The following is a 13,762-nucleotide window of genomic DNA, read 5'->3' on the forward strand; positions in this document are numbered from 1 at the left end:
TAGCTATTCATTCACTTATACTTGAACTTTATCACGAAGCACCATTCTTAGGATACCACCGTGACGGTAGTAATCGATTTCTACATCACTATCAAAACGAGCAACTGCATTAAATTTCGTCACTTTTCCATCTTCATCTGTAGCAGTTACTTCTACAAGATCTCCTGGTTTTACAGACTCATCGATTTGTACATCAAACGATTCTTTTCCAGTCAGACCTAATTTCTTTGCACTATCACCTTTTTCAAATTGTAATGGTAGTACACCCATCATTACTAGATTTGAACGGTGGATACGCTCGAAGCTTTCAGCAATTACTGTTTTAATTCCTAATAGATTCGTACCTTTTGCTGCCCAGTCACGAGATGATCCCATACCGTAGTCTTTACCACCAATAACTACTAGTCCTGTACCATCAGCTTGATACTTCATTGCAGCATCATAAATTGGCATAATCTCTCCAGTTGGCCAGTAAGTAGTATAACCACCTTCTGTACCAGGAGCTAAAAGGTTACGGATACGGATATTTGCAAATGTACCTCTCATCATAATCTCATGGTTACCACGACGAGAACCATAAGAGTTAAAGTTTCTTGGAGATACACCTTTATCTTGTAAAAACTTACCTGCAGGCATATCTTTTGCAATCGCACCAGCAGGAGAAATGTGGTCTGTTGTTACAGAATCCCCAAATAATCCTACCGCACGTAAATTGTTTAAAGCTTCCACTTTACCTGCTTCTGCAGTTAAACCTTCAAAGAAAGGTGGGTTTTGAATATACGTAGATTCATCATCCCATTTGAATAATGGTTCATCAGTCGTATCAATTTCATTCCACTTATCATTAGAAGTGAATACATCTTCATATTCTTTACGGAAGATTTCCGGCGTAACAACTCTTTCAACTTCTTCTTTAATTTCAGTTAACGTTGGCCAGATATCATTCATATAAACATTGTTGCCATCTTTGTCTTTTGCAAGAGGTTCTTTCGATAAATCGATATCCACTGTACCCGCTAGAGCATAAGCAACCACTAATGGTGGAGATGCTAAATAGTTTGCTTTTACAAGTGGATGGATACGACCTTCAAAGTTACGGTTACCAGAAAGTACAGAAGAAGCAATTAAATCACTATCCATAATAGCTTGCTCGATTTCTTCACGTAATGGACCAGAGTTACCGATACAAGTTGTACAGCCGTAACCTACTAAGTTAAATCCTAATTTGTCTAGGTAACCTTGTAATCCAGCATCTTCAAGATAACGCGTAACAACCTTTGATCCAGGTGCTAACGAAGTTTTTACATAATCCGGTACTTGAAGTCCTTTTTCTACAGCTTTTTTCGCCACTAAGCCCGCACCTAACATTACATAAGGGTTGGAAGTATTTGTACAAGAAGTAATCGCAGCAATAGCAAGTGCACCTGTTTTCATCACGGATTCTTTACCATTTGGATGATTTACAGTAACTTCTTTGTCAAATTCAGATTTTTCCATACCAAAACCTTGATTACCCTCTGGAGCAGTTATTGCTTTATTAAACTCTTTTTTCATATCAGATAATGCAATCAAATCTTGAGGACGTTTTGGTCCAGATAGATTTGGCTCAAGATCAGAAAGGTCAATTTCAATGACTTTAGTATAATCTGGATCTTTTTGATCTGCATCATACCAAAGGTCATTTTCTTTACAATACTTTTCAACAAGTGCGATTAGCTCATCGTCACGACCAGTAAGCTTCAAATAATCTAATGACTCCTGATCAATTGGGAAGAAACCACAAGTTGCACCATATTCTGGAGCCATGTTAGAAATGGTTGCACGATCTGCAAGTGGCATATCCTTTAGTCCTGGTCCAAAGTATTCCACAAATTTACCAACTACATTTTGCTCACGTAATACTTGAGTTACTTTTAAAGCAAGGTCTGTAGCTGTTGTTCCGTTAGGGAAAGTCCCTATAAATTTAACACCAATAACTTCTGGTGCCGGGAAGTAAGAAGGTTGACCAAGCATACCTGCTTCAGCTTCAATACCACCTACACCCCATCCAAGAATACCAAGTCCATTGATCATCGTCGTATGTGAATCAGTACCAACTAAAGTATCTGGAAATGCATCATACGTGCCATCTTCTGTTTCTAATGCATGAACAACATTAGCGATGTACTCCAGGTTAACTTGGTGGACAATACCAGTTGCAGGTGGAACTGCACGGTAGTTATTAAATGCTTTCTGTGCCCAATTAAGGAATTCATAACGCTCTGCATTTCGCTCAAATTCCAGATCCATATTTGCTTTTAATGCATTTTGCGTTCCGTACTGGTCTACTTGTACAGAGTGATCAATAACTAAATCTACTGGAACTTCAGGATTAATTTTGTTTGGCTCTCCACCAAGATCTACCATTGCTTTACGTAAGGAAGCAAGGTCTACCACTGCTGGAACACCTGTGAAATCTTGCAATATTACACGTGAAGGTTTAAAAGGAACATCTGCCCCGTTTGCCTTTTTTGTTCCCCAGTTCGCTAAGGACTCCACGTGTTCGTCCTTAATTTGATGCCCATCATGTTGACGAAGTAATGATTCTAAAAGAACACGGACAGAAAATGGCAAGCGATCTAATTTACCAAAACCCGCTTCTTCTAAGTTTCTTAAACGATAGTAGTTATACTTTTTACCGTTTAATTCGAACTGCTTCTTTGCGTTAAACGCATTTTTGTCAGTCATATATGTTACCCCTTTCATTTGCACAGCCTCATTAAAATAAACTAATGAGGTATTACTTTTTTTAATCAAACTCATGTTTTAATTTAGTCGACCTTACATACTTATAATATAGGAATCTAAACAATAAAACAATTAAAAATCCTTGAGAACTATATTCGAATTAGTTATGTAATCCTATAACATAAGCTTATATTAGTAGAATAAGAAAAGTTATATTTTTTCAGAATACAAGTTTAAACGTACTTCCTTTTTCTTGATTATTGGACACCTCGAAATTTGCGTTATGTGCTTCTAAGATCTGCTTCGTAATTAATAATCCTAAACCTGTACCTGTTTGTTTTGTAGTGAAAAAAGGTTCTCCTAGCTTATGCAATATCTCCTCTTTAATACCAATACCTTCATCAATAACCGATACGATAACATTATCATCTACAACCTCACTGGTTAATGTTATCTCTCCACCATTATCCATCGCTTCAATAGCATTTTTCACTAAATTAATCAGTACTTGTTTGATTTGCGACCGATCACATTCGATGGTTTGATTACAGGAACCTAACTTAATAATACTTATATTTTTTTGTTTTGCCTGTGGACTTAATAACATAATAACGTCATTGATCATATCACTTATAATTTCTTCCGATCTATTATCTGTTAGTGGTTTTGAAATAAATAATAACTCAGAAGTTATCGATTCTATTTTTTCTATCTCTTCAATCATAATATTAAAGTATTCTTCTTTATGGTTGACTCCAGCTTGAAGTAATTGTAAGAACCCTTTCAATGATGTGAGTGGATTTCTAATTTCATGTGCAATGCCAGCAGCTAACTGACCTGCTACATTCATTTTTTCTGAACGAACCATCATATCTTCTAATTCTTTTTTTACTGTAAGGTCTTTCAAATAAACTAATACATAGGTTTGGTTATCAGCATTTCGATAATATTCTAATTCACAAGTGAGCGGAACATAATTTCCATCGTTATTAAGAACATTCAGATTGAAATCTCTCAATGTTTTCTCTGATAGCTCAGCTTTTCTTTTAGCAAACTCTACATCTTTTCCAGAAACCATTTCATCCCAGTGTAATCCAACTAATTTTGATGGAGAAAAACCTAAAATTCGTTCGATAGATTCTGTAATATATAATATTCTCCCTACTAAATCTAATAAAACAAAGATTCCATCACTCTTCTTATCTATCCAATTTATAATTTCGTCAGGCAAGTCTGTCGCATGCTGTATATTTTTAAGACTTTCAGGAGTTTTCGAGTTCCGTTCTGTTACATAGTTATCTTTTTTATTTTTCATAACTGTGCTCCTTCCAGAATTACCTTTTACGTAATATGTATGATTATGGCGATTGATATATGACACTTGTTATTAAGATTAATTGACATTATAATGAAATCGTAGACAATTTTATCCAATGATTATGTTTATGTTACTACAAAAACATTAAAAAATAAATTAATTATTATAATATTAAACAATATTCATAAGTTTTTTTAATTTTAGAACAGGGTGCGTTATTATGATGTCTATTATATTAGTTTTATGGGGTTTTTTGCTTATTAGCCTTATGGCTATTGGCGGTTATTTTATGTTTCGTAAGTTTTTGAAACGTCTTCCTAAAGAAGATGGAAGGTCTATTATGGATTGGGAAGAGCACTATTTAGAAAAAACGAGACATAAATGGAAAGATGAAGAAAAAGAATTTTTGGAAGAACTTGTCTCACCTGTACCTGAGCTTTTTCGAGATGTGGCAAGACAAAGAATTGCAAGTAAAATCGGTGAGCTCTCGATCAATAAACAAGAAAATATCATTCAACGTTCAACCGTAATCGAAGGCTATATTATTGCTACACCAAAGCGGGATCATAAATTTCTAAGAAAAAAATTAAAACAGAAGAATATTGATACAACTCCATATGAACCTCTATTTCAACAGTCCAAAGATAATTATGATTTCGATTGGAAACAAAAATATCAAAAATAAAAAACAATGTGCTTACTAGGTATATCTTAAGCACATTGTTTTTTGGTAAGCTGCAAAAATTGATAAAGCATGGCAAGTCTCCATGTTCCTATCATTCCCAAAGCTAATAAGAAGAACATTCCTGTTGTTTCTCCTACAGAGATCGTACTTCCAATAATAATCTTAATAGTTATTCGAACCACTAATAATCCGATTAAAATAATAGGAAAAACTTTAGATGGCTTCACATAAATATCATCACCAATTATTTCAAGACGGGAGGTTTTAATTAAAAATATAGAAAATATCATTCCTACAACAAGCGCTTCTAGTACCTGTATCCATGAAATATGAAATATCGGAAGTACAAACATTAACGCTCCAGTGCTCATAAAAATTGGAGGTAAAATAATCTTCCTTGCGTTAGTAGGTTTTTTTGAAGCACGCATTCTTACGAAAACCATCGTAATTGCCATAAAAGCAAATACGATGGTACTTGCTATTGCCCAATACATGGTATCACTCTTCCCCTAAGCTGAACTAAAATGATTACTATAAATTTTTCTACAATCTATTATACATGATATGGTATGTTTAGAAACCCGAAAATCCAAATAAGGATGCTAAATAAGAAGTTAACTTCGTCATCCAATCAAAGAATAATGCTATACCCATAAAAATCATTATCCAGCCACCTATTTTTACTAACAGCTGACTATGTTTTTTAAACCAGGTTATTTTTCCGATGAAAAAAGCAAGCACAAAGAAAGGAATAGAAAAACCTAATATATAACTGATCATCATAATCATACCAATATCAGGTTGAGTGGCAGCTAACGATAGAACAATTGCTAATATTGGTCCTGTACATGGAGTCCATCCCAATGAAAAAGCCATCCCTATTAATACAGATCCGATATATCCGGCAGGACGATTTTTAAAATGAATTTTTCGATCCTTCATTAAGAACTCAAAATTCAATATACCAACAATGACAAGTCCAAAGAAAATAATAAGTATTGCTCCGACTTGTCTAATTGTTGACTGATAGGTCATTAAAAATTCAGAAATAAAAGTGGTTGTAAAACCAATCATGATAAAAATACTAGAAAATCCGATTAGAAAACAAAGTGTATGTAATATTGCTTTTTTATCCATTCGTTTATTGTCATCTGTAATTTCATTCATACTCATTCCAGTAATATATGAAAGAAACACTGGATAAAGCGGTAACACACAAGGAGAAATAAACGATAGAAATCCTGCACTAAAAGCAAGAAAAATATTAATTTCTGACATAAGCTAACTGCCCCCTAACAAGTCAATTTCTATTTTAACAGATGTACTATCAAATAAAAGAAGATATTATGACAATATCTATACATTTTATTCATTTTTTAGTAAGACATGCGATTTCTTTCATTTTTCTAAAATAAAGAACAAGAGCTCAAGTGCCCGTAAGCACTTGTTGGCTGTTTCAGTAAATTTTATAATATCTTATGAAAAATAAAAAACCACTTATTAAAAGTGGCTTCCTATGAGTCTTGATCACATAATACCAAATGAACTCTATGTAATCATTCACTTACATGGTAAGTGAACTTATTCTTTACCAGATTGGTTATTCATGGCACGCATCATTTGATTGATTTTCTTTTGTGATGGCTTTTGACCCATTTGCATCATTAAAGTACGAAGCATTTGCTCATTAATTGGTGGATTCTTTTTAAGATAGCTCATCATATATTTTCTAGCAATAAAAAATCCTAGAGCAACACCTGCAACCAATGCTGCGATTGCAATTAATACTACCCATATAGTACTCATGTTACTGAATTTCCTCCTTCGTGTTGTCTCTAATACAGTATATTAGATTACAGTTAAGAATACAACGGTTTCGAAAAGAATGCTCTTAAAAAATACTATTTCCTATTATACTCTAGCTAGGCTATTTCATCATTCCTATTAATCACATCTAAATTTACTATCACTTTATATTGTCACTTTCAAATTTAAATTGATTTATTATTTTAGTTAACGAAATAGACAATTGTATGAGATCCATTCCTATATTAAGTGTACTACTTGTTTGTTCATTTTGTAATTTATTATTTTTAAGCATTTCTTCCGTACTTGCCAAAGTTTGCTGAGATAAAGCCGCAAGCTGTTCTGAAGATTCTTTTTGTACAGGTAAGTAAGATTCTAAAGAATGAAGTTCACGCTGAATATCTTCAATAGTAGTTATCGTATCAGTAATGTCCGACATTAAGTAATTCAATTCACTTTTTGATCCAGTAGCAATATCTAAATTTTTTTTTGAATTCACTAGCATTTCCTTACATTCATTAGATGCATTCGTTGTTAACTCTTCCATATAAGCTATTGAGTTAGTGATCTTACTAGCCGCTTCAGAAGATTGTTCAGCTAATTTCCCTATTTCATTGGCTACTACAGCAAATCCTTTACCTCTATCCCCTGCACGTGCAGCTTCAATAGAAGCATTTAATGATAATAATTTTGTTTGTTCTGCAACTTTTTGTATTAACTGTACTAGCTCAGAAATATACAATGATTGATGAAATACCCCATCTACCGTTTTTGTTAATTCATCTACATCTTTTTCATAGTCTTCAAAAGTAGATATTAATTTTTTAATACTTTTTTCTCCTCTGTTTGCAGTACCATTCATTTTTTTAGAAATGTGAAGTATATTGTTCATATTATTAAACAACTCTTCTATCTTATCTTTCATTTCTACCGTAGTTTTCAAGTTGATTTTCGAACTACTTGCTGTTTGTTTTGATCCCTTATTTACAATTGAAATGGAATTTGTTAGTTCTTTACTCGATTGTAATGTAAGTGTAGATGAACTTTTCAACTGGTTTCCAGTTGCTTGTAATGAGACCGTACTTCTTTTCAATTCTTGAAGCATATGCTGAATATAATTCATCATAATATCATAACTGTAATGTAAGGACTTAATTTCAGGAATCGTTGTCTTAGGTGAAGAAATTATGAAATTCCCCTTTTTTACTTCCTTCATCGTTTCTTGTAAATCAGTTAATGGAGTTGTTAATGACCTGATAAACTTAATCAAAAAAATCACAGAGATAAGAACACTAGCAAGAATTATAAGTACTAATATGTTACCCATATTTGTTATTGGAGCCATAAAAGAAGCGTTACGGACCAATACAACATAACTTCCACTTACTTCCTCCATTTTTTGAAAAGAAATCGTAAACGCTTCTCCATCAATATTTCTAGTAAATTGTCCATTTCCGATCTCTTCTATTTCAGATACAAGTGAAATAGGCATGGAAGGTATCTCACCTTCACTAACTGGAAAAGCAGTAACATCTCCATTACGTATATACATATATTCTGAATCAATCTCATCTGATTCTAGCCTTTCTTTCTGCATTCGTATATTTGAATTCAGTTGTTGCATAAAGTAATCAGGATCACTTATGTATGTAAAATGTAAATTTTCAGCTATATAACCCATAAGTTCTGTTTCACTTACCAGTCGTTCTTCTATAGTTTTTAAGGTAATATTTTTTGCTTGATAATAAGAAGTAATTCCTACCACGGATATGGAAAGCACAGTTAAAGTAATAAATAATAGAAGTAACCGTAACCTAAAGGATGTCTTTTCTAATATTCTTTTTAAATATGAAAACATGCAGCTCATCTCTCCTTCGAATAGTTCTATAGTCCTGATACTTACGTATTGTACCAATATATTATTAATTTAATGTTAATATTTGGTTTATAAAACTATATGAAGTAAAGATGATAAGCATATTGAGTTACTCGTTACAGATGTTTCTTAATATCCCAAATTGCTTGTAAGTGCATTCCTTCGTGAAAAATCGTTCGAATTAACACTTGTTCAATTGTATACATTCCCATTTCAATCGGTGGAAATTCTTTTGTAAGCACATCTCCATAACAGTTTTCAATTTCTGTAGGTTGTTGTTTTAATAATTCTTTTAATTCTTCAAAATTTGGTGTCTCCGCTGTAAAATTACTTGGTGCCGTCCCAAATCCAAACCACTTATTAAACGCTTCTGTAGTACTTGAATATTCTTTTGTTAATGTCTCAATCCACAAAAATTGATCTAAATAGATATGTCCTAAATTCCAACGAATATTGTTATTAAAATGTTCTGGTATGATTTCAGATTGATGCTCCGATACATCCTCAACCGCTGATAGAATGTCATCACGATACGTTCTTACTTGATTAAACAATACTTGATGCTCATTTCTCATAAGATTAACCTCCATTCTCTATTAATAATAGATATTATTCTACATAATTTTGTGCATTCCTTCTTTACCCGTACAAAAAAAACGGAATTATAACCTAAATTTACTTAGATTATAATTCCGTTCTTATTATTTACAATATCCCATTTCTGCTAAATCAGCTATAAATAAGAGTATAATACTTGTTGTAACTCATTTTTATTATCATAGGTCATTGGAGAAATCCATCCAAAATGCTTGTTATCTTGTCCCTGTACAAAAAAGAAAGGATGAATGTCTTCTAATACAGGAAATAAAATCGATACAGCAGCTTCGAGATTGGAACAACGTAACGATAATCCTCCATTTTCTACATAAAGAAATAACACTTCTTGATCTCGTTTTATTTGAATTCGGTTTCCTATTCGTTTTACGTATATGTTTGGTGATGAGAACTGTTTTAGATGCATAGCAAATTTATACAAATGAAATTTCTGTGTTATAAATGAAAATTGTTTACTCAAGTAATTTCTTTCGGGGTCGTTCTCATATTCATTAAAAAATCGATGCAATAAATCACTCTTATGAAAATAGCTTTTTGCCACTGGTTCTTTAATCCAATAAATAGAGTATGCATTCATACCGTATTCCCCCTTCTATTAACTATTATAGAAAGGTAGACATTCAAATGTTGTCAAATTAGTTCGCAAATAACTTCTTCTTTTGTCGAATCCAAATAAAATCATAAAAAGAAAGACGAAACCTTAACGGAATCGTCTTTCTTCTAAATGGAAGTATTATTTTAATAAGTCTTCCACATGTTTCACAACATTTTCTACTGTAAATCCATACTCTTCAATAACTTTTTCGCCTTTTGCAGAAGCACCAAAACGATTAATACCGATTACTTTTCCTTCAAGTCCTACATAACGTTCCCATCCAAATGAAGCTGCCATTTCAATTCCTACTCTAGCTTTTACTTCTTTTGGTAGTACTTCATTCTTGTATGCTTCTTCTTGAGCTTCAAAACGATCCCATGAAGGCATACTAACGACTTGAACATCGATACCTTTTTCTCTTAATGTTTCTTGCGCACGTACTGCCAATTGAACTTCCGAACCAGTTGCTAGTAATAGTGCATCTGGAGTTTCTTTTTCCGATTTACTAATTACGTAAGCACCTCTCTTCACACCTTCGTACGCATTTTCCTTCGTACCTTCTAGTGTAGGAAGGTTTTGACGAGTTAGAACAAGCGCTGTTGGCTGATGTTCAGATTCAAGAGCTAATCTCCATGCAGCTTGTACTTCATTAGCATCTGCAGGACGAATAAGTGATAAGTTCGGCACTGCTCTTAATGATGCTAATTGTTCAATTGGTTCATGAGTCGGCCCATCTTCACCAACTGCAATTGAATCATGAGTAAACACAAAGTTCACAGGCATATTCATAATAGCTGCTAGACGAACAGCTGGACGAAGGTAATCACTAAATACGAAGAATGTTCCTGCAAATACTTGTAATCCTCCATGTAAGGCCATTCCGTTTAATGCCGCTCCCATAGCATGTTCACGTACACCAAACCAAACATTACGACCAGAATAATCTTCTTTTGTGAAGTCGCCTTCTTCATTTATTGTTGTTTTGTTTGATCCAGCTAAATCTGCACTTCCTCCAAAGAAGTTAGGAACTGCTTTAGCTACTGCATTTAGTACTTCACCTGAAGATGCACGAGTTGCAATACTGCTTCCAGGCTCATATACCGGAAGTTCCTTTTCCCATCCTTCTGGAAGTTGGCCGTTCATCGCTAAGTCAAATTGTTTTCCTAACTCAGGATAAGCTTCTTTATATTCTTCAACTAACTTGTTCCATGCAGCTTCTTTCTTCTCTCCATCGTTAACGATTTTTTCTTGGAAATCAGCATAAACTTCATCTGGAACATGGAATGATTCATGTTCCCACTCATAAAATTCTTTTGTTAATATTATTTCATCTTCTCCAAGTGGAGCACCGTGTGAAGCAGCAGAAGCTGATTTATTTGGAGAACCATATCCAATAACAGTCTTCACTTCAATAAGTGTTGGTTGATCTGTATTGCTTTGAGCTTCTTTAATTGCTTCACGAATAGCGTTAACATCATTTCCATCTTCTACTCGAAGTACTTGCCAACCATAAGCTTCAAAACGTTTTTCAGTTTCTTCAGAGAAGGAGCGATTTAAATCTCCATCTAGAGAAATATCATTAGAATCATAAAGTGCGATTAATTTACCTAATCCTAAATGGCCTGCTAAGGAAGCTGCTTCATGAGAAATCCCTTCCATTAAATCGCCATCACTAACCAAGGCATATGTGTAATGATCTACTACACCATAATTATTTTTATTAAATGTTGCACCTAAATGTGCCTCTGCCATTGCCATTCCTACTGACATTGCAATACCTTGTCCTAAAGGTCCTGTAGTTGCTTCTACACCATCAGTATGATGTACTTCTGGATGTCCAGGAGTTTTTGAATCCCACTGACGGAATTCTTTCAAATCTTTAATAGATACATCATATCCAGAAAGATGCAATAAGCTGTATAAAAGCATTGATCCGTGTCCCGCAGATAATACAAAGCGATCACGGTTAAACCATTTTGAATTTTTTGGATGATGATTCATAAAGTCTGTCCATAATGTGTACGCCATTGGCGCTGCACCCATTGGTAATCCAGGGTGTCCTGAGTTTGCATTTTCAATTGCATCAATAGATAAAGTACGAATCGTATTTATTGATAATTGTTCTACCTTGCCTGACATTTTGTCTACCCCTTTCAAAAATAAAGCCTTTACTTCTACATTCTATATTGAAATTATCATTACAACAAGCATGACAAATAGAATTTAATGTTTTTTGTTTCTATCTTGATAATCACGAAGCTTTTGGGGAGTAACGTCATTACCTTTTGGATCAATAACTGTCATTGTTTTTAACTGGTTATTGAAAGAGCTACGTACATTCTTTAAATATTCTTCACGAAGCTTCTTCTGCTCTGCTTTTTCTTCTGTTGTTAATCCTTCTGCTTTGGACTTTTTAGACAAAACATTTATTCTCTCTAATTTATCCTTAGATAACATGGTGTCAACCTCCCCACCTATTAAAAATGAAAAAAGACAGGATTTCACATCCTGCCTCTTATCGTACTCTACCTCGAACCTAGATTCAAGTATTTTGATATTCTTGGTATCTACGGTGCACAGTAGCTTTTGAAACGGCATAACCTAAACCATTGAGCACCTTTGTAATTTCATTAAATGTTAACCCATTCTGCCTTAATCGAACAATTTCTTCAATAGGAACTTCCGATCGATCTCTACCTGGGGACTGATCGATTTGTTTTAGATTTTTTTCCGGACGATATCCCTCGCGTACTGCTCTACGCATACCTCTTCTTATCTTCATGTTTTGTATTTTTCTTTGATATTCTTCTACTATTCCCACTATTTGTAATACCATTGAATCCGCTTCATTCAATACTAACTCACCTTCGTGAGCTACCGTATATATTGGGATATCTAGCTTAGCTAATTGATGAAATAGCGCTATTTTTGTATTCCCTCTGCCTAATCGAGTTTCATCTTGAATACATAAACAATCTGCTTCTTTACTGGAAAAATATTCGAGAAGTTGAAAAAGTCCTTCTCGCTCGATGTCGTAACCACTTGCTTGTTCTTCAATACAATCAACAATCGTAAAGTTTAGCTTATTTGCTAATGTTTGCAATTCCTCTCGTTGACGTATCAATGACGACTCTTGTGTATGTTTATCCGTGCTGACTCGACAATATACTACTGCTTTCAATCCTAACTTCCTCCTGTTTCCATTAACCGCTCGTTACCATAGAGAAATATAGAAAAGCGAGCGCTAAAGCAAATGCTACCACATAGAATGCATCGGTTCTAGTAATTTTCTTCAGCATGATTAAAAGCTCCTTTCATCCATTTGTCGAACAGTTGTTCTTATCTGGTTAAAGTATATACCGAACGTATGATCTTGTCAATAAAAAATTAGAACGAGTGTTTGCTTATTTTATAGTAAAATGATAAACTATCATTAATAAAAACCTATGCTAGAGGTGAACGTTTGATGACGAAACTATCAAAAAGACAACAAATGATTTTTGACTTTATTAAAAGCGAAGTTAAGTTAAAAGGATATCCACCATCTGTTCGAGAAATTGCCGTTGCAGTCGGACTCGCTTCCAGCTCAACTGTTCACGGACATTTGGAAAGATTAGAAAATAAAGGATATATACGAAGAGACCCTACTAAACCAAGAGCAATTGAAATTATTGATCCAGAAATAGAACAGCAGCTTCCCAAAGACGAAGCGCGATATGCACCAGTAATTGGTAAGGTTACTGCAGGAATACCGATTACAGCAGTTGAAAATATCGAAGAATTTGTTCCGATTCCAAGTTCAAGTGCAGGACCAGACGATAATGTATTTGTACTTGTAATTGATGGTGAAAGTATGATTGAGGCTGGCATTTTAGATGGTGATATGGTAATTGTTAAACAACAAAACACAGCATTAAATGGAGAGATTGTTGTAGCAATGACTGAAGAAAATGAAGCGACAGTTAAACGCTTCTTTAAAGAAGATAAACGTATTCGACTTCAACCAGAAAATGCTACAATGGAACCTCTATTTTATGAAAATGTAACCATTCTTGGAAAAGTTATTGGTTTATACCGAAATATTCATTAAATAAAAGAGTTTAGCTATCGAAGTTTAGCTAAACTCTTTTTTACTGAGTA

13 protein-coding genes are annotated in these 13,762 nt (G+C 33.9%); 2 read left to right on the forward strand and 11 right to left on the reverse strand.

Going from position 1 to position 13,762, the window contains the following annotated elements; all coding sequences use genetic code 11:
- Positions 1–15 precede the first annotated feature (15 nt).
- Positions 16–2,727: an aconitate hydratase AcnA gene (gene acnA, locus ABC346_RS14155; protein ID WP_413235457.1), complete on the reverse strand. Its 2,712-nt coding sequence runs from the start codon at positions 2,725–2,727 to the stop codon at positions 16–18.
- A 220-nt stretch (positions 2,728–2,947) separates the two neighbouring features.
- Positions 2,948–4,042 (reverse strand): ATP-binding protein, encoded by a 1,095-nt coding sequence (locus tag ABC346_RS14160; protein ID WP_413235458.1) that lies wholly within the window; start codon positions 4,040–4,042, stop codon positions 2,948–2,950.
- 226 nt (positions 4,043–4,268) lie between these two features.
- Between ABC346_RS14160 and ABC346_RS14165 the strand changes: the two genes are divergently transcribed.
- Positions 4,269–4,730 (forward strand): DUF2621 family protein, encoded by a 462-nt coding sequence (locus ABC346_RS14165; protein WP_413236559.1) that lies wholly within the window; start codon positions 4,269–4,271, stop codon positions 4,728–4,730.
- 26 nt (positions 4,731–4,756) lie between these two features.
- Here the strand turns inward: ABC346_RS14165 and ABC346_RS14170 are convergent, their stop codons facing one another.
- From ABC346_RS14170 to ABC346_RS14210, 9 genes are all read right to left on the reverse strand, one after another.
- The gene (locus ABC346_RS14170) at positions 4,757–5,224 is read right to left on the reverse strand and encodes a CcdC family protein (protein ID WP_413235459.1); all 468 of its coding nucleotides are present in this window, start codon (positions 5,222–5,224) and stop codon (positions 4,757–4,759) included.
- 79 nt (positions 5,225–5,303) lie between these two features.
- Positions 5,304–6,008 carry a cytochrome c biogenesis CcdA family protein gene (locus tag ABC346_RS14175; RefSeq protein ID WP_413235460.1) on the reverse strand — a complete coding sequence of 235 codons (705 nt, stop codon included), beginning with the start codon at positions 6,006–6,008 and terminating at the stop codon, positions 5,304–5,306.
- Positions 6,009–6,311: 303 nt separating this feature from the next.
- Entirely contained in the window at positions 6,312–6,536 is a 225-nt protein-coding gene (locus ABC346_RS14180; protein WP_011066077.1) for a YneF family protein, read from the reverse strand.
- Positions 6,537–6,696: 160 nt separating this feature from the next.
- Entirely contained in the window at positions 6,697–8,394 is a 1,698-nt protein-coding gene (locus tag ABC346_RS14185) for a methyl-accepting chemotaxis protein (protein WP_413235461.1), read from the reverse strand.
- Between the two features lie 134 nt (positions 8,395–8,528).
- Positions 8,529–8,987 carry a DinB family protein gene (locus tag ABC346_RS14190; RefSeq protein WP_413235462.1) on the reverse strand — a complete coding sequence of 153 codons (459 nt, stop codon included), beginning with the start codon at positions 8,985–8,987 and terminating at the stop codon, positions 8,529–8,531.
- Positions 8,988–9,145: 158 nt separating this feature from the next.
- A complete protein-coding gene (sirA, locus tag ABC346_RS14195; protein WP_413235463.1) occupies positions 9,146–9,604 on the reverse strand; it encodes a sporulation inhibitor of replication protein SirA in 459 nt (152 codons plus the stop codon).
- 156 nt (positions 9,605–9,760) lie between these two features.
- Entirely contained in the window at positions 9,761–11,761 is a 2,001-nt protein-coding gene (gene tkt / locus ABC346_RS14200) for a transketolase (protein WP_413235464.1), read from the reverse strand.
- Positions 11,762–11,845: 84 nt separating this feature from the next.
- Positions 11,846–12,079 carry a DUF896 domain-containing protein gene (locus ABC346_RS14205; protein ID WP_413235465.1) on the reverse strand — a complete coding sequence of 78 codons (234 nt, stop codon included), beginning with the start codon at positions 12,077–12,079 and terminating at the stop codon, positions 11,846–11,848.
- An 85-nt stretch (positions 12,080–12,164) separates the two neighbouring features.
- Positions 12,165–12,803, reverse strand: a complete 639-nt coding sequence (locus ABC346_RS14210) for a YneB family resolvase-like protein (RefSeq protein ID WP_413235466.1) — start codon at positions 12,801–12,803, stop codon at positions 12,165–12,167.
- A gap of 285 nt (positions 12,804–13,088) precedes the next feature.
- Between ABC346_RS14210 and lexA the strand changes: the two genes are divergently transcribed.
- Positions 13,089–13,712, forward strand: coding sequence for a transcriptional repressor LexA (gene lexA / locus ABC346_RS14215; protein ID WP_413235467.1), 624 nt, complete (start codon positions 13,089–13,091; stop codon positions 13,710–13,712).
- Positions 13,713–13,762: the final 50 nt, after the last annotated feature.

Origin of the sequence: Oceanobacillus phoenicis, from assembly GCF_047238145.1 — a bacterium.
In the GTDB taxonomy this organism is placed as follows: domain Bacteria; phylum Bacillota; class Bacilli; order Bacillales; family Amphibacillaceae; genus Oceanobacillus.